Raw genomic sequence first — 21,713 nt, forward strand, 5'->3', positions numbered from 1 at the left:
TCCTGAATAAAATCATAGGAGCTAAAATCTGCCCCAATTTGTCGAGTGGATCATTTGTAGTATCGGTAGTTTACAGAGTGGACACCCAACGACTATTTCGTTCAGGTACAGGTATAATGGAACATTCGATAAATTCCCTCCAAACCAGCTGACAATCATTCGCGTATAGAGAATTATTCAATTACAGACGTTAAGGAGACGTTTTGCGCTCACAACACTCCACCCACCAATACGACCACACCATTCTGCTGGCACATGGCAGTCGGGATGAACAATGGGCCGCCCCGTTTTTTGAACTGGAGAAGGCACTCATCGAAAAATACCCCTCTGTCTCAGTGGCATTTATGGAACTGACGTCACCAACGATCGAAGATTCCGTAAAAATGGCCAAGACTAAGGGAGCCAGACAAATTGCCATCCTCCCCCTGTTTTTTGCAACCGGAAAACATCTGAAGACCGATGTCCCAGCTATGCTGGAGCCTCTACGGTTACAATACGATGTAACGATAGATCTACTCCCTCCGGTTGGCGAACAGAATCGTTTTCGTCAAATGATGATGGAACTTGTCGGCAGCCTGCTCTCGGAACATTCATAACGTTATTGGCGATTTTCCCAAGCAGGAGTATCGTTAGGGTAGAACCCGCCAAACCAAGGAGCTAATCATGCATGTTCTTGTTACCGGAGGAACAGGGTTTATTGGCCGCATGGTCTGTCGCGCTTTGCTGTCCGATGGGCACGAAGTCACGGTGTTGAGCCGCAAAACGGACACCATAGCCTCCGTACTGGGCGATAAATTCAGAGGCGTGGAAACCCTGGATGTTAATCAGATCGGAACAAGCGTGGATGCTGCAGTCAATTTGGCGGGAGAACCCATTGCCAATGCTCGCTGGACACCACAGCGCAAGGATTTGCTGATCGAAAGCCGGCGCGGCATCACCCGTCAACTTAACGATTTCTTTGCCCAACTCCCCCAAACACCCTCCGTACTGGTATCTGCCTCAGCGGTGGGCTACTACGGAGACCAACAAGACGTTCTGGTAGACGAAAACACCCCGCCACATGAAGAATTTACTCATGAACTCTGTGCAAGCTGGGAAAGTGAAGCACTCAAAGCAGAATCCCTTGGGATCCGCGTTGCCACCCCCAGAATTGGCTTGGTTGTCGGCCGAGGAGGCTTCCTCAGCAAAATGCTGCCAGCATTCAAGATGGGGCTTGGGGGGAAGATGGGATCAGGAAGACAGTGGATGCCCTGGATACATATTCAGGACCTTGTCAGCATCATTCTCTATCTGCTGAACCACGCACACTGCAGCGGACCATATAATGCCGTGAGTCCGACTCCGGTCAGCAACCTGGAATTCGCCAAAACGCTGGGATCCGTTCTACACCGCCCCGCGCTGATTCCTATGCCGACATTTGCAATCAATATGATGTTCGGTGAAATGGGAAGACTTTTGACCACAGGACAAAAAGCCATACCCAAGCGTTTGCTCGAAGAAGAGCATTACACCTTTAAATTCGATTCCCTTGAGGAGGCCCTCAAGGATGTCGTCTGATCACAGAAGACATAAGAGCGGATACAACACCTATCCGCCCTTATCGATCTGATGCAGATTCCTGATCAAAACTCAGGATCAACAATCTGCCAGCCTTGCCTTCAGATAATGACGCACCATCATCTTGAGCTCGTTACGCATGATCTCCTCCTGCTGAGGCTCCATGGTCATGGCAAGTCTCATGATGCCTGAACAGGTGCGGGGGATCATAACGCACATCAACCAAAGACGCTCTTTATCCATCGTCGGACAAAGCGCCTGGACTTTTTCAGAAATAAGCTGGGCGTTGTCAAACAGTTCGCCCAAATCCAGTTCCTGAAGCTCAGGCATTGCCTCAACTCCTGACCAGATTTCCTTGTATCCCGGTTCAGACCGGTAAAATTCAGCATAGGCATCGATCAGCTGGTCGAAACCATCATCAAAATTGAGCTGATCAACAAATCCCTTAAGCACACTGGCAAGCTTTTCCATGTGTCGCTCGGCAAGCGCTTTAACAATGGAGGCTTTGTTGGGGAAGTAGCGATAGAGTGAGGCCAAGGAAATTTCAGCTCTCCGTGCTATCTCTGAGGTTTTTATTCCCTGAACCCCTACCTCGCTGATTAATTGTGATGCTTCATTCAGGATTAATTCGACTCTTTCGCGACTACGATCCTGTACCGGTGTGCGACGCTGTTCAAGATTTGACAGTGTCTCACCCGGATGACTGGCGGTATAATTCATAATATTGTCATCCATTGGCATTTATACTTTAAGGTTCCGGCAGCATTTATAAACATTGTCCGTAACGTCTTTAAGCCCTGTTCGGAGGTTTTGTTGGTTGCTGCTTCGCCGATATTATACGGTGCTTTCTGGCTTTGTCGCCAGATTCAGACTATTAGCTAAATTACAAATTCGTTATTTTTCCTCCCGTGCACTGACAAATCATCCCATCTCATTCCCCAATCCCTTACCTGGCAAGGCATAGCTGCCAGTGGCATGAGCCACCAGAGCCGGATCGGAACCCGTAAATAAATTGACCTCACAAAACGCCAAACGCTTACCTAGTCTCAATAAAGTCGCTTTGGCGTATAAATCTTCCGGTTTCGGCCTCTGCAGAAAATTAATATTGATGTTACTGGTGACGGCCATTTCTGCCGGGCCGAGTGTCGCCAGAATAATCGCATACATAGAGGCATCAGCCAACGCCATGATGACCGGTCCGGATATTGTTCCGCCAGGTCTTATCCAATTGGAATTAAAAGGAATTCGGGTGATTGTATATTCAGGGTGTACTTCAACTACCTGAAACCCGATTTGATGGGCCAGCGGTACTCCTTCACCGATCACACTTTCAATTTCCTTAGCTGTCAACTTCATCACAAGGGGGTCACCCTGCACAAATTATATTTTCTTGGTCCACTTACTGTACGTGCTTACCAATCATTCTTACAATAACGGCCTTGGATTTTTACGTCTGAGTACAGGTTCAAACTAAATGACAAAAAATCTCAGACGTCACCATTTTCGGACATTCGCGCCTTTATCGTTTATTTAACGACATATTGTTTAACGATGTATATCAGGCGCGCGGTCCCTGAACAGTCGGATTTAACCATACCTTTTTTTACCAGAAGGCCAGATTCTATGCGTGCAAGCCGTTATTTGATAGCCACCCTAAAGGAAACCCCTGCCGATGCAGAAGTCATCAGCCACCAGCTAATGCTTCGGGCCGGAATGATCCGTAAGCTGGCATCCGGCTTATACACCTGGCTTCCACTGGGTCTTAAAGTCCTGCGCAAGGTCGAAACCATTGTCCGTGAGGAAATGAATCGCTCTGGAGCCCAGGAAGTATTGATGCCAGCCGTACAACCAGCCGAACTCTGGCAGGAATCCGGCCGCTGGGAACAATACGGTAAAGAACTATTACGCATCCAGGACCGTCATGACCGGGATTTTTGCGTGGGCCCGACTCACGAGGAAGTCATTACCGACATGGTGCGCAATGAGTTGAAAAGCTACAAAGAGCTGCCCGCCAATTTCTATCAGATCCAAACCAAATTCCGCGACGAACGTCGTCCTCGCTTCGGTATCATGCGGGCTCGCGAGTTTCTGATGAAAGATGCCTATTCTTTCCATATTGATGCAGACTCTCTGGATGAAACCTACCAGGTGATGTATGACACCTATACCCGAATTTTCCAGCGTTTCGGCCTGGACTTTCGTCCGGTACAGGCAGACAGCGGCAGTATAGGCGGATCAGCGTCCCATGAATTTCATGTACTGGCCGATTCCGGTGAGGATTTCATTGCCTTCAGTACCGAAAGCGATTACGCCGCTAACATTGAAATGGCAGAAGCCATCTCTTCAGTACAGGAAGCGCCAGCTCCTACCGGCGAAATGACCAAGGTTGCCACTCCGGGCCAAAAGACCATTGAACAGCTCAGCCAATTCCTGCAATTACCTGCAGAAGTCAGCGTAAAGACCCTGATCGTGCTGGGCGAGGAAGAGGAAGGTAAACCTACCCCTCTGGTGGCTCTTGTACTAAGGGGTGATCATACCCTCAACGAAATCAAGGCGGAGAAGATCCCAGGGGTCGCCTCACCTTTGACAATGGCCGGCGAAGAAGACATCAAGAATGCACTGGGCTGCACTCTGGGCTCGATCGGTCCTGTAAACCTTCCAGTTCGTACAATCGTTGACCGCAGCGCCGCAGTATTGTCCGACTTCGTATGTGGAGCCAACGAGGACGACTACCATTTCACCCATGTTAACTGGGGACGTGATTGCGAAATCACTGAGACCGCGGATATCCGTAATGTCGTCGAAGGAGATCCCAGCCCGGATGGTAAAGGCCATCTGGTCATCAAAAAAGGCATTGAAGTGGGCCATGTATTCAAACTGGGAGACAAATACAGTAAAGCCCTTAATGCCACGGTGCTGAACGAAAACGGTAAAGCCACCGTTATGCAAATGGGTTGCTACGGCATCGGTGTCAGCCGCGTCGTCGCCGCAGCAATTGAACAGAACAATGACGAAAATGGCATTATTCTTCCCAAAGCCCTTGCTCCGTTTGAGGTGGTTCTGGTTCCACTGAATATGCAGAAGTCTGAGATTGTGCGCGAAAAAGCAGAAGCGCTCTATGCAGACCTTCAGAAGGCTGGCGTTGACGTGTTGCTGGATGACCGCAACGAACGCCCTGGTATCAAGTTCGCCGATATGGAACTGATTGGAATCCCACACCGGGTAGTGATCAGCGACCGTGGCCTGGGACAGGGTACCGTCGAGTATAAGGGCCGTCGTGATACCGACAGCACAGATATTGATGCTGATAATGTACTAGACTTTGTACTGAACAAGCTTCAATCACAGTAGTCAATTGTAGTAGTGCTCAGAATGACTGAAATATTTCGACGCCCGGGACGGCGTCAACCTACCCTACTGTCCCTGGTACTGACATGCGCCATGCTCTTTCCACTAACATCAGCATGGGCCACTCAGCAGCCGGATCCGGAAGTGAGGGAAGCTCTGATGAAAACGGTGAACGAATCGGAAAGTTTCGTTGATCGTTTTGATGCAGAAGTCTGGCTGGTGGACATGTCTGCCCGCATGGAGAGATACATCAAGGATCCCAAGATCCGGCTTAACTTCCTCAAAATGGTTCATATGGAGGCGACCCGCGCAGATTTAAGCCCTGAGCTGGTCCTTTCAGTGATCCATGTGGAAAGTCTGTTCAACCGCTACGCCATCAGTAGCGTCGGCGCTCAAGGATTCATGCAGATCATGCCCTTCTGGAAAGAGGAAATCGGGCGACCGGACGACAACCTGATGAATACCGGCACGAATTTGCGCTACGGTTGCACGATCCTCAAGCATTATCTGAACAAAGAGAAAGGCAACTTACTGCGGGCTTTAGCCCGTTATAACGGAAGCCTGGGCAAAACCTGGTATCCGGAAAAAGTCATGAATGCCTGGGAGCGCTACTGGTTTGTTAAATACTGAACAAAGCACCAGCACGCTCATATGACAGACTCCCAAAATCCCTGGCAGACTCTTTCATCAACCGAGGTATACGATAATCCCTGGATTCGGGTAGAACACCGTGAAGTGATCACCCCTACCGGAAACCGCGGCATATACGGCCTTATTCACATGAAAAACCGTGCCGTTGGCATCATCCCGATTGATGAACAGGACCATACCTGGCTCGTAGGTCAGTATCGGTACGCCACGCAAAGTTATAGCTGGGAAATTCCCATGGGAGGCGTACCAGCCGATGAATGGGCCCAAGAAGGTGCCCGCAGGGAATTAAGAGAAGAAACCGGATTGATTGCAGATGAACTGGAAGAGCTGTTGCAAGCCCATACCAGTAACTGCGTCACCGACGAACAAGGCATTGTTTATATCGCCCGAAAACTCACCCAGGTTGGGTGGGCACCGGATAACACGGAGTTACTGTCTATCAAACGGTTGCCTGTTGCCGAAGCCATTCGTATGGCCATAAGCGGAGAAATCACGGACGCGCTTAGCCTGGCGGCCCTGCTTAAATTAGCATATTTGCGTATCGCCTAACCGGCCGGTTGATTCTACTCTGACGAATAACCAACAACATCACACCTTACATACCCCCTTCTATTTATAGCCTTCCTGTGCAGAAGGGGTAAGGTTAAACCCTGGAAACATGAAGGTCACCCATTGGAACTCATACCCTGGTCCATTGCTGCCATCAGCCTGTTCTTTGGATGCTGGATACAGACGGCAGCAGGGTTTGGCATGGCGGTCATTGCAGCACCTGTGATAGTGCTGATCAATCCTTTCTGGGTTCCGGTAGCCATTACCATAACAGCCTTACTCCTTAGCATAATCAATACCTGGAACCAACGTCAGCATGTTGAGGCCAGGAAAATGATATCCCCCTTCATTACAAGACTACCAGGCACAGCATTCGGGGTCTGGCTCCTTCTTCAGCTGAATGTCACCTGGCTACAGGTCATGGTCTCAGCCTGTGTCATCGCAGCCGTCATCATCAGCCTTAAAGGCACTCACTTTGAAGCCACACCGGGAAGACTGGGGTTTGCAGGCTTTATCAGCGGCATAACAGGCACCACCACATCGATTGGCGGCCCTCCAATGGCGCTGATCATGCAACACGGCGCACCTCAGACAATCAGAGCCAACCTTTCCCTGTATTTCACCTATAGCTGTATCGTCAGTCTGATAAGTTATGGCCTCGCAGGTATACTGTCACGGCAATTATTGTTGGAAAGCCTGACATTTTTACCCTGCGCTTTCCTGGGATTTTACTTCGGCCAGCATTCCAGGAATTTCGTCGATGCAGGCAGATTTCGCCCAATTCTGCTGGCACTTTGCGGAATCTCCGGAATCACCGCCCTATCCGGTGCACTTTATCGACTGCTATAAAAAAACCAGCCTGAGGCTGGTTTAAAAGATGCTGCTTTTGCAAACAATTTGAATCTACGGGAGACACTTCTCAGCGGGACGCCGTCGCGTCAATAAACGGACAACTCATCCTGTTAATAATGAAAGCGACAATATTACCGGCATCCCGTCAGATTATGTCTGCAACTAGATATTGAGAATATTGATCGGCTCGAAGCTTCCCACCACTGCGGAGTCTTCCCGCGAATAGTGCTCCAGCTTGTTGAAATCGTATAAATGGGTGTCCGCGAGATGGGACGGTAGTACATTTTGCAGAGCCCGGAACATGTTCTCCAGGCGACCGGGAAATTTCTTGTCCCAATCCTGCAGCATCATTTTAATATTCTGCCGCTGCAAATCTTCCTGAGATCCGCAGAGATTGCATGGAATAATGGGAAATTCTCTAACCTGGGCATATCGTTCGATATCTTTCTCACGGCAGTATGCCATGGGGCGGATGACGATGTTACGGTCATCGTCGCTTTTCAGCTTGGGCGGCATGGCTTTCATTTTGCCCCCGTAGAACATATTCAGAAACAGGGTTTCCATGATGTCGTCACGATGGTGGCCCAAAGCGATTTTGGTACAACCATGCTCGACTGCAAAGTCATAGAGAATGCCACGGCGAAGGCGGGAACACAGACCACAGGTGGTTTTACCTTCCGGCACCTTGTCTTTCACAATGCTGTAGGTATCACGCTCAATAACGTAGAACTCAATCCCCAGGGAAGTCAGATAATCCGGCAGTATATGTTCTGGGAAACCCGGCTGCTTCTGATCAAGGTTCACTGCAATGATGTCAAACTTAATAGGGGCATGTTTCTGGAGGTTCATCAGAATATCCAGCATGGCGTAGGAGTCCTTGCCTCCCGACAGGCAGCACATCACCTTGTCGCCGTCTTCAATCATATTGAAATCAGCTATCGCACGCCCGACATTACGGCGTAGCAGTTTCTGAAGCTTGTTTCGCTCCAATCGTTCACGCTGACCAATTTCCGACTTCATTGCCGCTGTCATTCAACACACCTTGCACATTCGAGAACAAATAGTCAGGACGATTAAAGCTTTCCGCCCAGACAGGTTAAAAAGGCTGCGCATTATATCGTAAGAAACACCATACCACACTACCCTGATCAATTATCGCCCAGCCACCTTCCTGCGGCATTGAAACCCCCAGCCCCTTTAGGCTGATTGGATTTATATATAACAAGCCGTTACCCTGATACATGGTCGTTAACGTGATGACACTCGCTCGTTATCATCCCGATAAAAGGTCGCCCGGGCGCAGGATTTCCTGCTCCTGGCCTACAAACTTCAATATAAGCTTCTCACCAGACTATTTTTCATGACCAGCAATAACACATCTGACACCACCTTTGATGAAGCCTGGAAAATTCTGATAGCGCGGCTCATTTCCGCACTGGAAGACATCCTGATTGGTCAATCGATGTCACTGTCTGAGTACGAACTGATCAAAACGCTCAGCGATCCTCCCTACTCTCTCTTTGATGGCGAAGCGATGTCCGGCCAGCTAAATCTGTTTCAGACGCATTTCGTCCTATTCCACGCCCTTTATCTCATGAGGGAGCGTCATTGGCAGGAAAACAATACCTGGATAGATATATCTCCGCTCAAAATCTTCGCCCTCAGCCATTCGGATAAAGCCCCTCAGCAGAATACAAAGAGTCAAACTTCCATTGGCCAGGCCGATCCATTGCAGAGCTACTATTTAGATCTTAATCATCTCACGAACACTTCCGAGGGGGATGTTGCACGATTACTGAATCAGTTCTGGCAGGCATATCTGAACCCCAGCCAGCACAAGGAGGCGCTACAAACACTGGGTTGTGAATCCGACACAGATTGGCATACGATTAAGATTCAATATCGGAAACTGGCCATGGAACATCACCCGGACCGGGGCGGCAATGCCCAAACCTTCGCAGAGATCCGGGAGGCTTATGAGATTTTAAAGTTGTATCGAGCAGAATAACGCCTGGATGATATTCCTGTGAAAAAGAAAACAAACCGGTCATTTGCCCTATTTGGAGATAATGCAGGCATTCGATTCCTGCATATGCTTTCAGTCGCACTCATTATCCTGGGCAACAGCGATAGTCGGGCAGACTCCGATGTGCTTCATATACTCCAGTATCACCACATTGACACCCAGACCCCAAGATCCACCTCGACGTCACCTTTGTTATTTGAAAAACATCTGATATATCTTGAAACCGAAGGGTATACCGTCGTCCGGCTTAGTGAGGCAATCAACACCTTGCGACAAGGAGGCACACTACCGGATAAAGCCGTTGCCCTGACCTTCGATGACGGGTTTCTGAGCGTTTATAAGAACGCTTTTCCGATCATCAAACCTCACGGCTTTCCGTTCACCGTCTTTATCAATCCCGATGCCCTCGACATCGGCTCCACAGAGCATATGACCTGGCAGCAAGCAAAGGAACTCGTATCTGGAGGAGCTGAATTTGGCAATCATTCGATTGGGCATATTCACATGATCGAGAAAGGCGCAGACGAATCTGCAGAAGCGTGGAAACGAAGAATCAGCGACAATATCCAAAAAGCAGAAAACCGAATTCAGGAACAACTTGGACAGTCCCTGAAAATGTTGGCCTATCCCTATGGAGAGTTCGACCTGGAATTGGTTCAACTGGTTCGGACACTTGGCTTTGTCGGACTGGGGCAGCAATCCGGCCCGGTCGGTACAGAGTCTGACTGGCAGACAGTCCCCCGGTTCCCATTACCCAATGACTATGGTGACATGGCCAGTCTCAGGGAGAAGCTAAAGACCCTCCCCCTCTACCCTAAAGAGATCAACCCGGAGTCCATTATTATCCATGAGCAAAACCCTCCGGTACTGGAGTTTAGGCCCACTAAGGCATCTCCGGGATCCATTTCCTGTTATGGATCAGGACAGGGGAAAATCGAAACTACCGTGGATGGGAATAGAGTAACTGTATCAGGCAACGCCGCTTTTCAGTCCCGCCGTTTCAGATATAACTGCACAGCCCCAGCAGGCTCCGGCCATTTTTACTGGCACTCCTTTCCATGGATCAACCCAGAGATTTCGGACTAAGGTTTCAGGTACAGCCGATTATTCTGCTGTACCTGCCTTTGAAAGATGGACAATGCCCATACCGGCATGATTGAGGATAATCGGCTTGTCCTCAATCCCTTCAACCACGGTGCGCTTCCGCTCGTCTTCCTTTGTGGTAAAAATCACCAGATATCTGGAACTTGTCGGACTAACCTTGAAATACCCCTCCAGATATCCATATCTGAACCAGTTTTCTGGCTCGTAGACGTAAACAATGTCCTGGATAAGTCGTTGCGGCTTGAATTCACTATCCAACACCAATACCGAGGGATAAAAAACCTTGGGACCGGCATAGGTTCTGATCCCCAGAGTCAATTCTTCTTCTGTTTCAGGCAGCGTAATAATTCTCACCAGACTTGAACCAAGACCAAACTGGTGGGAGTAATCTTTTTCATTGATTTCAAGCAGATTGCCCTCAGACAAATCAAGCTCCACCCGATCAAAAGTCTTTAAGGCTTCGCAACAATGATCTGCCACAATATCGATCTCGCGCCTGTCTGATTCCAGTCCAAATAACTCAACGGCATAGGAATCCGCTTTCATTCCCGGAGTTACCCCTTCCAATAACTGCTCATTGGCCACGACCTGAAAACTCTCGGGTAAAACAGGTTGCAGATTGGGTTCCGCACTTATCTCTGCATCTTCAGGATAAGGGATATTCCTGTAACTGCCGTCTGAGTCTATAACGGTATAAAATCGTTGCGGTTTCGCTGGAGCAAAACCACCTGCAGCCAAATCTTCGGCATCCACGTAATCCTCACCTTCAAAGCGCCGTACGCTATGCGCAACACTGGATGGAGTGGAACCCTCTGGCTGAGAAGTGGCAGAAGAATTTACCCTTCCCTCACCTTCATTCTTGGCAACGTCATGATCAGCAATCTTTGCCTTCCCTACGTCATTCTCCGCTTCATCATTTCCCTTGCTCACCTCAGGCACTGAAACCGTTTCAGCACTGACCTCAGAATGGTTTGCCTCAGAACCGGGCTCCGTTGGGCTATTCAGGGCGTCGCTATTCTTCTGCAGGGTCTTGGAGGAAGAGTTATCCAACTCAGCAGCGTGCTCCTGGACGGTCGCGGGCTCAACCTTAGCAGTCGGCTCCGTTTTCCTGGTGACCGGTTCACGCTTTTTATCTGGCTCAGAAATCAGTGTATGGCGAACTTCTCCATTTTCATCAATCCAGGTGTAATAACGATCGGCATAGGCACAAATCGCAAAACTGGCGGAAATTAGGAGGAAAGTCAGGCGTGCAACTATTTTCATGAACGACTAATGTTTCATATCAGAACTGCGTGCGGAATGAAAAACCAAAGGTAATCACCTTTAGATTCGTTTCAACATCCACACCGGCGTATGGGTTGTAGGCAATATTCTGGATATCAGTGGAGTTTACGTTATCACTGGTTCCTGCAGGAATATACTCCCAACTTCTGAGATAACTCAGATGAAAATCCAACACCGTATCCCGATCCCACTGATAGCTTAAACCTGTTCCATAGCGAACGGTATCATTAAGAGGGTTCAGAGAGTCCCGACGTTCATCTCGAATTGGCGAGTTACGAAACTCGACACCAAGCCGCAGATCAAGACGGCTGGTAATATGCTGCTCCAGCCCCACTCCCCAGTTCCATACATCTTTATAATCCAGTGGAATTTTCAATGTATTGGTGGTGGCATTGGTGCTCAGCAACCGGGCAGCTCCAAGAAACTCCAGGTCCCGGTCAAATTTCAGCAGGAAGGCATCCCACTCACTATAGTCTGTCCACCCTACGTCCATATTAAGAGTGAGAAGGTGATTCAGCTTGACGCTGACACCAGTTTGGAAATGCTGCGGATGAGTCAGATCTATAGACAGATTTCCATATTCACGAGGCACACCGGATGGAAGACTGAAAATCCCAGAAGTAATAGCCCCAATAACGGACCCGTTAAAGCCCTGCCAGAACCCGGCCCAATCGTCGGTATACCTTAAATCGTAGGTGCCCTTCATGTGCATATCCGATTCACTCTGGTAACTCGCGCCCCATGCGAACCAATCTGTCGGCTCCCAAAGCACCCCCACGTGATACTTCGGTGAAATCGTCTCCTGAACCTGGATACTCAGACCACCAATATCGTCCCATGGACCAATGTTCCCGCCACACACGTTTAAGAAAGGACCAATGGACACCCCACCAGATTCACAGTCAAAAGCCTCCTGAACCTGCTCTGCAAAACCTAAAAGCAGGTTAGGTGCCCGAAGATAGGTGTCCATAGCCAATGCCTGATGGGAAAACATGATGCCTGCCCCGACTGACCATTCATCATTAATTTCATAGCCAAAGGAAGGCGAAAGATAGGTAAAGCGCTGCAACGCCAGTGACTTTCCAAGATAGCGCGCCGGGTCATCTTTCTTCCGGTAGTACCCCACCACGTCCGGACCGTAAATAAAATTACCAAAGGTAAACTTTGATCCGGGAGAGTTTATGGTAAATCCCACTGTGGGAAGCAAGCCTGGTCCCTTAGGCAATCTCTGCAGTCCATATCCCGGTACGTATATCGCCAGAGTACCGGTTCGACTGCGCGCCAGATTGTCGCCGTTAAAGATAGGATCATTCTCGATCCCATCGATGTTAAATACGGAATAATCATCAGGCGCGTGAAAATCAGTCTGAAAATTAAACACGATATTGGTAACACCCACTTCCAGCTGCCGACCTTTTAATTTGGCCAGTCCCGCAGGATTGTAGTGGATTGAGGCGACACCGGGAGGATCAGCGGTAACCGCATTGCCAAGAGCTGTGGCCTTGGAATCGATCACCAGGTTCTGTGACAGCTGTCCCCATGTCTGACTACTCGAAAGGGCTAGTGCGCACGCCCATCCCAGAAGCTTGAGTTGTCTGCTTACTGACGAAGTCATCATAACCCCATTGTTCTTCCAGGATGATCTTATTCTTCTTTAAGGCCGGCGATATTAATCGGTATTGAAACCCCCATGGTAACGTCGGGGGAATCTTCTGTGAGTCCAAAGCCGACAGATGTGTTAATGATCTTGGTATCACTCACCCTGATACCCAAGGCAAAGCTCATTAAACTGCTGACCTGATCCTGTACGACAGATTCGATCCCTCCCCTGAACCTCAGTATTGTTTCATCAGAATAACTGAACTGAGATGAAACACTTAATGACACGTCATACGAAAGTGCATAAGAGAAACCGGCAGAGAGAGACAGGGAATTTGCCGGTTCCACTTCCGTCAACACCGTCCCTCCCCTGACTTGATTGAGCTCTTCCTCTTTCAACGGGTAGCTGAGGCTGACAGAACTGAAAATGATGACCGGATCCAACACCTTGGAGAAACTGCCACCCACACTGAAAGAGTAATAGCCGCTCCCTGTAGAAAGCTGGCGGTTAACATCTATCTCGTATGGACTGACACCTGTCTTTGATTTGAAAGTGCCGAACACCGTATATGAAGGCTTTCCGGGAACGTAGGCAAAAGGCTGCCAACGGGTCGTCAGGGATATGTCACCAAACTCTGTGGCATTGAGTTCAGACTGAGTATCGTACTTGGCAACCAATGGCACACGAGTGGACAACGTCAGGTTATCCAACAGACCATAATCAAATGAAAACGAGTTGGTAAAAGTATGCTGAGCGGAAGGAGTAATATCGAAATTTCTGAAGCGCCCCTCAACCACGTCGATATCCAGACGCTGATCTCCGAAGTAACTGTAGTCGAAGCCATAGGTAAGCGACATTTTTCCCCTTTTTAGCAGGGAATAATTCTTTTCAGCTGCCTGGAAAACCTCTTCAAGCTGCTTAGCTGAATCGGCATCTTCATCCTGTTTGGTTAATGCTTCACGGGCTTTATCCACACTACTCTCGTCTGCGGCATTTGTGTGGAAGGCGCCTGATAATGTCAGCGCAAAACATATGCTGGATACAACCCAACGCTTCATCAGCTATCCCTTATTCTTCTTGATATCCGGTTAGTTGCGCTTGTAGTGCAACCTTTTTGTTGTATTGTTAACGCTACCGTCTGCGTTGTTTTTAAGAGCTTCAAGCGTATTCTGAATCCGAAACTCCAGCGCTTCGTGGAATACAGGAAATTCTCGGTACGCGTTCAGCGTGAACGTCTGCTCGTCCACAAACCTCATATCCTCTTCACGAAGCTCAAGACCATCGACAGGTTTGGTATTACCTGGAAATACAATAAAGAGAACGTTTTGGTCCCAATGCTCCTTAAACAGCTCAATAGTGAATGTGGTATTCCCCAACGACGGGTCAGCGATAAATACCCGTCCATCTCGAATAGCCCGCACAACCACAAAATGTTTAAAGCCCCCATACCTGATGGGAACAATGGCCGGATGATCGAGCTCCATCAAATCCTCAATTTCGGCGCGGAATCCGCCGGAGGGATACCCTAAAGCCGTCACCAGCCGCTTGAAGTCAAGCATTGAGAATCCCCGCCGCTCAACGATTCTTTCCGCATCCCCGTAGTGAAGCAGACCTTCCATTATCTGGCGCTCTTCAAACGTACGCCCGAGATAATGCTCCAGCACGGTAGTCAGTGCCGCTGATCCACAACTGTAGTCATATGCCTGATGGGTGATATTCCGGAATTTCTGCTCTTTGACGGGCTCCACAAGCGTGTCGTAGCGCACGAACGCACGTTGGTCCATGCCAGTGGACAGAGCTTCCTGATAAACCACGACCCCTTTCTTGAACGGTTCGGTGATCGTCGCCTCATTCGCCATGTGAAATGTCAGCAGAGAGCCGGCAAGGATTAATAACATACGTTATCGACTCGATTGTCCTACAAATAAATCAAAAGCCACGTAACTGTTTGTAAACTAAAGATACAGTATTTAAATAACAGGTAAAGATAACCAGTACACAATTCTTTGCAAGCTGACAGTCTCTTCAGCTCAGTCAAATACCTGAATGTGAGCCAGTGCAAATTTGCTGAAAATTACCTTGCCCACCAGGAGTCCGGTACATTTGGCTGCACCAATAAAAAAGGCCCAAACCGTAGTTCGAGCCTTTCTGTTTTCATGCAGGCATCAAGCTTTATAGCCGCTTGATATCTGCATTGTTCTGCAACATCGAATCAAAAGACTCAAAGTCTTTACTACCGAGGCGGTTTGCCAGGAAAGACATATAAGTCTTTTTCTCAGTATCTGTAAGCTCTTCCGTACCATTATCGACGGACTTCAGTGCCACCACGATGAAGCCGGCATCCGTTTCAAATTTCTGTACAACAGGCTCAGAACCATTTGGCACCGGCATTTTGAAAGCAAACGCCGTGGCTTCCCCGTACCCGGGATTACCCCTGCGCACATCCTCGGCGGTTGACCAGTCGTCACCGCTAGTCTCACCCTTAGAAGCCGCCTGAACAACCTGATCAACTTCTTCGTTCACCTGCTCCTTGGCTTTCTCCAGGGCAAGCTTATTCGCAATGCCTTTAGAAACATCTTCCAGCGGCCGAATCATTGATGGGATCAATTCGTTCTTACGAACAACCACCAGAGTATCACGACCTACCTCTACAACTTCACTGTTATGATCATTCTTCAGAACGTCATCAGAGAATACCTGCTGCAACACAGCCGGGTTGGAAAACACTCCTTCCCCGCCATCTTTTGAGAAAGGCTTGCTGGTTTTAACTTCCAGCCCGAGCTCATCTGCTGGCCCTTTCAGATCCAATGCACTGTATGTGATATCTGTCAGCTCAGTGGAAAGCTCAACAAAACGCGATTCTGATTTTTCGTTTTGCAACTTTGCCACGATACGATCTCTGGATTCTTCCAGAGTGGGCGGCTCCTGTTTGGTAACATCGACAAGCTTGATAATGTGATAACCGTAGTCTGTTTTAACAGGCGCTGAGACTTCACCTTTGTTCATTGAGAACAGTGCTTCTTCAAACTCCGGAACAAAAGCTCCTTTGCCTGCAAACCCCAGATCTCCACCTTCCTGGGCTGAACCGAGATCATCGGATACTTCTTTTGCCACGGTGGCAAAATCTTCACCGTCAGCCAGACGTTTAGCCACTGCATTAATTTTTTCCAGTGCCTGCTCGTCTGATACGGTATCGGAAGTCTCAACCAGGATATGAGCGCCCCGGCGCTGTTCCTCAGACTTGAAGCTGCTTACTTCTTCATCGTATGCCTGCTTAACTTCATCGTCAGTAACTTGAATATCCTTGGCCAGATCTTCTTTCTTAACCTCGATATAGTTAACGACAACCCGCTCAGGTAAACGGAATTCTTCCTGGTGATCATTGTAATAGGCTTCTGTCTCGGAAGCCGGGACCTCAATCCCTTCAGCAACTGCTGCTGCATCCATCACCTTATAATCGAAAGTTCTCTTCTGCCTTTCGATCTTCAACAGCCCTACCAGCTCTTGATCGATAACAAATGACGACTGGGCAATTGCCATTCGCATTTGATTAATCATCAGATCTTTCTTTAGCTGCTCCCTGAACTCCAACGGGTTCATACCGATGTTACGCAATACAGCCAGGAACTGATCCCGGTTGAATTTGCCTTCCACCTGTGCGGCTGGCCATTGAAGTATGAAATTCTCGACTGTGGAATCAGAAATTGCCATGTCCTTGTTGACGGCACTCTGAAGTCGTACTTCTCTTGAGATAAGGTCAGTCAGGGTTGCACTACGGATAGCATTTTCATCGATCAGACTGGGATCATAGTTCTCCCCCATCTGATTGATCACCTGGCGCCTTCTAAGCTCCAGTTGACGCTGAAAATTTGCTTCGGTAATAGATTCGCCGTTTACACTTGCAACTTCCGGCTCCCCGCTCAGTCCACCGACGATTGACTCAACTCCAAAGAGTGCAAAAGTCAGGACAATCAGTCCCACAATAATTTTTGCGATAGTTCCCTGAGCATTATCGCGAATGTTCTGAAGCATGCGCCCCTCTTAATTCCTGCACTACGATTCAATAATTATTATTTCTAATTAGCCAACACCCTGTCAGACAAATTTAATATTCGCCTAATAGCTTACTGCTGACCGATTGAGAAACCATTAAACAACATATGAAAAAAGGCGCTCAAAGGCGCCTTGGATCTTGGCGGAGCGGACGGGACTCGAACCCGCGACCCCCGGCGTGACAGGCCGGTATTCTAACCAGCTGAACTACCGCTCCCTAGTGCTCGATAGACCCTTGGGTCTACCTACTAGTTAACTGCATCTTTCAGAGCTTTACCTGCTTTAAAGCTGGGAACTTTAGCGGCAGCAATGTTAATGGTAGCGCCGGTTTGTGGGTTACGACCAGTACGGGCAGCGCGCTCTTTAACAGAAAACGTACCAAAACCGATCAAGGTAACCTGTTCACCTTTTTTTAATGCATCAGTAACTGATTCAACGACAGCATCAAGTGCGCGACCAGCAGCCGCTTTTGAGATGTCTGCAGATGCAGCAACAGCATCAATCAATTCCGATTTATTCACACTAAACCCCTTAAGATAATTATGAATTGATTAATTGACTGGTGATGAAGGAATACAGGTGTAACTTCACACTAATAATATATTAAATGTGAGTACATCCCTTTTTTCTTCTTCTATCTTATATGACCGGCAGCCCTTACGGGGCGCTGCCTGACAACGCGATCATTTATACCAACAGCGGTAAAACCGTGTCAAGCGCGATCTCGCGCTAGTGGGTATTAATCCGATCATTGTTGTCAGAAGATTCACCACCTTTTTTCACCGAACGTTTACCTTTACTGGGTAAACTATCTTTTGCACTTTCAGCCTGTAATCCTACCTCACCGGCGAGTGCATTTCTCCAAACCTCGTCTATCCATGTGACAGGCAAGATTTCAAGATCGTTTTTAATATTGTCGGGTATTTCTTTTAAATCCCTGACATTTTCCTGCGGGATGATCACACGTTTTATGCCACCCCGGTGCGCAGCCAGAAGCTTCTCTTTCAATCCTCCGATTGCCAGGACTTCTCCGCGCAACGTAATTTCACCGGTCATGGCTACATCAGCTCTGACAGGAACATTCGTCAGACTGGAAACCAGAGCCGTACACATGCCTATCCCGGCGCTAGGGCCATCCTTTGGCGTTGCACCTTCCGGTACATGCACGTGTATATCATTTTTTTCATGAAAATCGGGATTAATTCCCAGGTTCTGCGCCCGCCCCCTGACAACCGTCAAAGCTGCCTGAATAGATTCCTGCATGACGTCACCAAGAGATCCGGTCTTGACGACCTTACCCTTACCGGGAACAGAAGTACACTCAATTGTGAGCAATTCTCCGCCGACCTGAGTCCAGGCCAACCCAGTTACCTGCCCCACCCGATCCTGTTCAGAGGCCTTACCGTAACTGAACTTGCGTACTCCAAGGTAGTTCTCAAGACGCGAACTTTCAACCTCAATTGTGCCTTTTGAGGAATCTTTTTCCAAAATACTTTCTTTAACCACTTTACGGCAGACTTTGGCGATCTCTCTTTCCAGACCACGCACCCCAGCCTCTTTGGTGTAATACCGAATAATCGTGCGCGTTGCATCTTCGCTCAGTTTCATTTCACCCTTGCGCAAACCATTATTCTTCATTTGCTTGGGTATCAGATACTTCACCGCAATGTTCACTTTCTCGTCTTCGGTATATCCGGGTATACGAATGATCTCCATCCGATCCATCAATGCCGGCGGTATATTCATTGTATTCGAAGTACAAACGAACATAACCTCAGACAGGTCGTAATCCACTTCTAAATAGTGATCATTGAATGTGTGATTCTGCTCGGGATCCAACACCTCAAGAAGCGCTGAAGCCGGATCACCACGATGATCCATTCCCATCTTGTCGATCTCATCGAAAAGAAACAGAGGGTTCTTCACTTCGACTTTGGCGAGCTTCTGAATCAATTTGCCAGGCAGCGATCCAATATAGGTTCTGCGGTGCCCACGAATTTCAGCCTCATCCCGAACTCCACCCAGAGCCATTCGCACGTATTTACGATTGGTCGCCTTAGCAATTGACTGACCAAGAGATGTCTTACCGACCCCTGGAGGTCCAACGAGACACAAGACAGGGCCCTTCATCTTTTTCACACGACTTTGAACTGCCAGATACTCAAGAATGCGGTCTTTCACCTCTTCCAGACCATAATGATCTTCATTCAAAATTTTTCTCGCGGCCTGCAAGTCATGCTTAACCCTGCTGCGCTTCTTCCAGGGTATGCTGACCATCCAGTCGATATAACTCCGGACCACCGTCGCCTCTGCAGACATCGGAGACATCATTTTCAGCTTGGACAGCTCTGATTCAGACTTCTTGCGCGCTTCCTCAGGCATTCCCGCCTCTTTGATCTTGCGCTCAAGCATCTCGACTTCGTTGGCACCCTCTCCCAGGTCGCCCATTTCCTTCTGAATAGCTTTCATTTGCTCATTCAGATAGTACTCACGCTGACTCTTCTCCATCTGTTTTTTGACGCGCCCACGGATCCGCTGCTCTACCTGGAGAATATCGATTTCGTTCTCCAGACGCTGCATCAACGCTTCAACGCGATCCTTCACGTCAACGATTTCGAGCAATTCCTGCTTGGTCTCCAGCTTGAGTTCGAGATGCGCAGAAATTGTGTCCGCGAGCCGTCCCGCCTCAGCAATATTGGCTAACGACTCAGACAGCTCACTGGGAATTTTCTTACTTAGCTTGACGTACTGCTCAAATTGAGAGAGTAACGACCGTGCAAGCGCATCAGAAGAGCCTGTAGCTGTCTCATCTTCTCTGATCGGTGAAATCCGGGCACGATGACAGCCCTCTGTCTCAATATGTTCGATTTTAGCCCGGTAGTTGCCTTCCACGAGCACCTTGACGGTCCCATCAGGCAATTTCAGCATCTGCAGGATAGTGGACACTGTACCCACGGTATACATAGCATCCTGCTCAGGATCTTCATCAGCAGGGTCTTTCTGCGCCACCAGAAGAATTTCTTTACTTGACCCAGTCGCCTGCTCCAGAGCCTCAATTGACTTTGCCCGCCCCACGAACAACGGGATCACCATGTGTGGAAATACCACCACGTCCCGAAGCGGTAGCAAGGGGATTTCTGAAATCACAGAAGCTTCTGACATAAAACACCTCAGACTGAATCGACGCACCTAACGTAACGTCTTTTACCTATACATTCTACTAAACAGCAACATGGGGACAATGGCCACAAATTACAAATAAAAAATAAAAAAAAGAGGGGCTCAAAAACAAATAAAGGGGCATAAGCCCCTTTATTGATCAGAGATTGATTACAAGACGATCAGACTGATCAATCTTCAGCCGCAGCTTTCGCTTGATCATTATTCTTGTAAATTTTGATGGGATCGGACTCGCCGGAGATAACCCCGCCATCGATGACCACTTTACATACGTCACTCTCAGATGGAACATCGTACATGGTCGTCAACAAAACGGATTCCAGAATAGAGCGTAGACCTCGCGCACCGGTTTTTCGCTCCATAGCCTTTTTCGCGATAGCCAACAGGGCATCATCACGAAAATCCACTTCTACGCCTTCCATATCAAACAGCTTTTCATACTGCTTGGTCAGAGCGTTCTTCGGCTGAGTCAGGATCTGAATCAGTGCATCCTCATCCAACTCATCCAGAGTCGCAATCACAGGCAATCGACCAACGAACTCAGGAATCAGACCAAACCTGATCAAATCCTCAGTTTCCACGTCTTTCAGCGTCTCGCCTACTGATTTGGAACTGATCTGACTCTTCACCACCGCTGAGAAGCCAATACTGCCCTTCTCGGATCTGTCGCGAATAATCTTTTCCAGACCGGCAAAAGCACCGCCACAGATAAACAGGATATTACTGGTATCTACCTGCAAAAACTCCTGCTGTGGATGCTTCCGGCCACCTTGAGGCGGAACAGACGCAACCGTCCCTTCAATCAGCTTCAACAGCGCCTGCTGGACACCTTCACCAGAAACATCACGGGTGATGGATGGGTTGTCCGACTTGCGCGAAATCTTATCGATCTCATCGATATAGACAATACCACGCTGGGCTTTCTCTACATCGTAGTCACACTTCTGCAACAGTTTTTGAATAATATTCTCAACGTCCTCACCGACGTAACCGGCTTCAGTCAGCGTTGTTGCGTCAGCAATCGTGAACGGTACATTCAACAGCCTTGCAAGCGTTTCCGCCAGCAAAGTCTTACCACTACCTGTAGGACCAATAAGCAGGATATTACTTTTACCCAGCTCAACATCGCCCTTCTTGTCTTCATAACGAAGACGTTTGTAATGGTTATAAACAGCCACAGCCAACGCCAGTTTGGCCCTGGCCTGCCCGATTACATATTCGTCCAGCGTCTCTTTGATTTCGTGTGGCGTAGGTAGACGATCACTGCTGTCAGTCGTTGTTGCTTCCTGAATTTCCTCGCGAATGATGTCATTACACAAATCCACACACTCATCGCAGATAAAGACGGAAGGCCCTGCTATCAGCTTGCGAACTTCGTGTTGGCTTTTACCGCAAAAGGAGCAGTACAACAGCTTGCCGCCATCTTCCCCTTTTCCGTTTCTGTCATCAGCCATTAAATTACCCCTAAATTCGTTTCGTCAGGTCTGAAAAACCTCTCGGCTTATCTAT

At 48.5% G+C, this 21,713-nt stretch carries 19 protein-coding genes and 1 tRNA gene; 8 read left to right on the forward strand and 12 right to left on the reverse strand.

The window, feature by feature from the left end; translation table 11 throughout:
* The first annotated feature begins 203 nt into the window (after positions 1-203).
* Both BTA51_RS21700 and BTA51_RS21705 read left to right on the forward strand, forming a co-directional pair.
* The gene (locus BTA51_RS21700) at positions 204-596 is read left to right on the forward strand and encodes a sirohydrochlorin chelatase (RefSeq protein WP_094711175.1); all 393 of its coding nucleotides are present in this window, start codon (positions 204-206) and stop codon (positions 594-596) included.
* A 67-nt stretch (positions 597-663) separates the two neighbouring features.
* On the forward strand, positions 664-1,557 hold the full coding sequence (locus BTA51_RS21705) for a TIGR01777 family oxidoreductase (RefSeq protein WP_094711177.1): 894 nt from the start codon (positions 664-666) through the stop codon (positions 1,555-1,557).
* Between the two features lie 78 nt (positions 1,558-1,635).
* Here the strand turns inward: BTA51_RS21705 and BTA51_RS21710 are convergent, their stop codons facing one another.
* Positions 1,636-2,277, reverse strand: coding sequence for a TetR/AcrR family transcriptional regulator (locus tag BTA51_RS21710; RefSeq protein ID WP_246841125.1), 642 nt, complete (start codon positions 2,275-2,277; stop codon positions 1,636-1,638).
* Positions 2,278-2,478: 201 nt separating this feature from the next.
* The gene (locus BTA51_RS21715) at positions 2,479-2,913 is read right to left on the reverse strand and encodes a PaaI family thioesterase (protein ID WP_094711248.1); all 435 of its coding nucleotides are present in this window, start codon (positions 2,911-2,913) and stop codon (positions 2,479-2,481) included.
* 267 nt (positions 2,914-3,180) lie between these two features.
* Here BTA51_RS21715 and BTA51_RS21720 point away from each other — a divergent pair, with 267 nt between their 5' ends.
* The 4 genes from BTA51_RS21720 to BTA51_RS21735 all read left to right on the forward strand — a co-directional run bounded on the left by BTA51_RS21720 (position 3,181) and on the right by BTA51_RS21735 (position 6,954).
* Entirely contained in the window at positions 3,181-4,908 is a 1,728-nt protein-coding gene (locus tag BTA51_RS21720) for a proline--tRNA ligase (protein ID WP_094711181.1), read from the forward strand.
* A 21-nt stretch (positions 4,909-4,929) separates the two neighbouring features.
* Positions 4,930-5,535: a lytic transglycosylase domain-containing protein gene (locus tag BTA51_RS21725; protein ID WP_094711183.1), complete on the forward strand. Its 606-nt coding sequence runs from the start codon at positions 4,930-4,932 to the stop codon at positions 5,533-5,535.
* Between the two features lie 21 nt (positions 5,536-5,556).
* The gene (locus BTA51_RS21730) at positions 5,557-6,105 is read left to right on the forward strand and encodes an NUDIX hydrolase (RefSeq protein ID WP_094711185.1); all 549 of its coding nucleotides are present in this window, start codon (positions 5,557-5,559) and stop codon (positions 6,103-6,105) included.
* Positions 6,106-6,228: 123 nt separating this feature from the next.
* Complete coding sequence (locus BTA51_RS21735) at positions 6,229-6,954, forward strand: sulfite exporter TauE/SafE family protein (protein ID WP_094711187.1); 726 nt, start codon at positions 6,229-6,231, stop codon at positions 6,952-6,954.
* Between the two features lie 165 nt (positions 6,955-7,119).
* Here the strand turns inward: BTA51_RS21735 and ttcA are convergent, their stop codons facing one another.
* Positions 7,120-7,989, reverse strand: coding sequence for a tRNA 2-thiocytidine(32) synthetase TtcA (gene ttcA / locus BTA51_RS21740; RefSeq protein ID WP_094711189.1), 870 nt, complete (start codon positions 7,987-7,989; stop codon positions 7,120-7,122).
* A 328-nt stretch (positions 7,990-8,317) separates the two neighbouring features.
* Here ttcA and BTA51_RS21745 point away from each other — a divergent pair, with 328 nt between their 5' ends.
* Positions 8,318-8,965 carry a DNA-J related domain-containing protein gene (locus BTA51_RS21745; RefSeq protein ID WP_094711191.1) on the forward strand — a complete coding sequence of 216 codons (648 nt, stop codon included), beginning with the start codon at positions 8,318-8,320 and terminating at the stop codon, positions 8,963-8,965.
* An 18-nt stretch (positions 8,966-8,983) separates the two neighbouring features.
* On the forward strand, positions 8,984-10,069 hold the full coding sequence (locus tag BTA51_RS21750) for a polysaccharide deacetylase family protein (RefSeq protein ID WP_094711193.1): 1,086 nt from the start codon (positions 8,984-8,986) through the stop codon (positions 10,067-10,069).
* A gap of 18 nt (positions 10,070-10,087) precedes the next feature.
* Here BTA51_RS21750 and BTA51_RS21755 read toward each other — a convergent pair whose 3' ends face one another.
* The 9 genes from BTA51_RS21755 to clpX form a co-directional block, all read right to left on the reverse strand.
* A complete protein-coding gene (locus BTA51_RS21755; RefSeq protein WP_094711195.1) occupies positions 10,088-11,350 on the reverse strand; it encodes a MalM family protein in 1,263 nt (420 codons plus the stop codon).
* Positions 11,351-11,369: 19 nt separating this feature from the next.
* Positions 11,370-12,989 carry an OmpP1/FadL family transporter gene (locus tag BTA51_RS21760; RefSeq protein ID WP_094711197.1) on the reverse strand — a complete coding sequence of 540 codons (1,620 nt, stop codon included), beginning with the start codon at positions 12,987-12,989 and terminating at the stop codon, positions 11,370-11,372.
* A 26-nt stretch (positions 12,990-13,015) separates the two neighbouring features.
* On the reverse strand, positions 13,016-14,029 hold the full coding sequence (locus BTA51_RS21765) for a flagellar protein FilC (protein WP_094711198.1): 1,014 nt from the start codon (positions 14,027-14,029) through the stop codon (positions 13,016-13,018).
* 30 nt (positions 14,030-14,059) lie between these two features.
* On the reverse strand, positions 14,060-14,869 hold the full coding sequence (locus BTA51_RS21770; RefSeq protein ID WP_094711199.1) for a C39 family peptidase: 810 nt from the start codon (positions 14,867-14,869) through the stop codon (positions 14,060-14,062).
* Between the two features lie 274 nt (positions 14,870-15,143).
* Positions 15,144-17,003 carry a SurA N-terminal domain-containing protein gene (locus BTA51_RS21775; protein ID WP_094711200.1) on the reverse strand — a complete coding sequence of 620 codons (1,860 nt, stop codon included), beginning with the start codon at positions 17,001-17,003 and terminating at the stop codon, positions 15,144-15,146.
* Positions 17,004-17,164: 161 nt separating this feature from the next.
* Positions 17,165-17,241, reverse strand: a tRNA-Asp gene (locus BTA51_RS21780).
* Positions 17,242-17,272: 31 nt separating this feature from the next.
* Entirely contained in the window at positions 17,273-17,545 is a 273-nt protein-coding gene (gene hupB, locus BTA51_RS21785) for a nucleoid-associated protein HU-beta (protein WP_094711201.1), read from the reverse strand.
* A 208-nt stretch (positions 17,546-17,753) separates the two neighbouring features.
* On the reverse strand, positions 17,754-20,186 hold the full coding sequence (lon, locus tag BTA51_RS21790) for an endopeptidase La (RefSeq protein ID WP_094711203.1): 2,433 nt from the start codon (positions 20,184-20,186) through the stop codon (positions 17,754-17,756).
* Between the two features lie 188 nt (positions 20,187-20,374).
* Positions 20,375-21,658: an ATP-dependent Clp protease ATP-binding subunit ClpX gene (clpX, locus tag BTA51_RS21795; RefSeq protein WP_094711204.1), complete on the reverse strand. Its 1,284-nt coding sequence runs from the start codon at positions 21,656-21,658 to the stop codon at positions 20,375-20,377.
* Positions 21,659-21,713: the final 55 nt, after the last annotated feature.

It is taken from the genome of Hahella sp. CCB-MM4, from assembly GCF_002260525.1.
Classification (GTDB): domain Bacteria; phylum Pseudomonadota; class Gammaproteobacteria; order Pseudomonadales; family Oleiphilaceae; genus Hahella.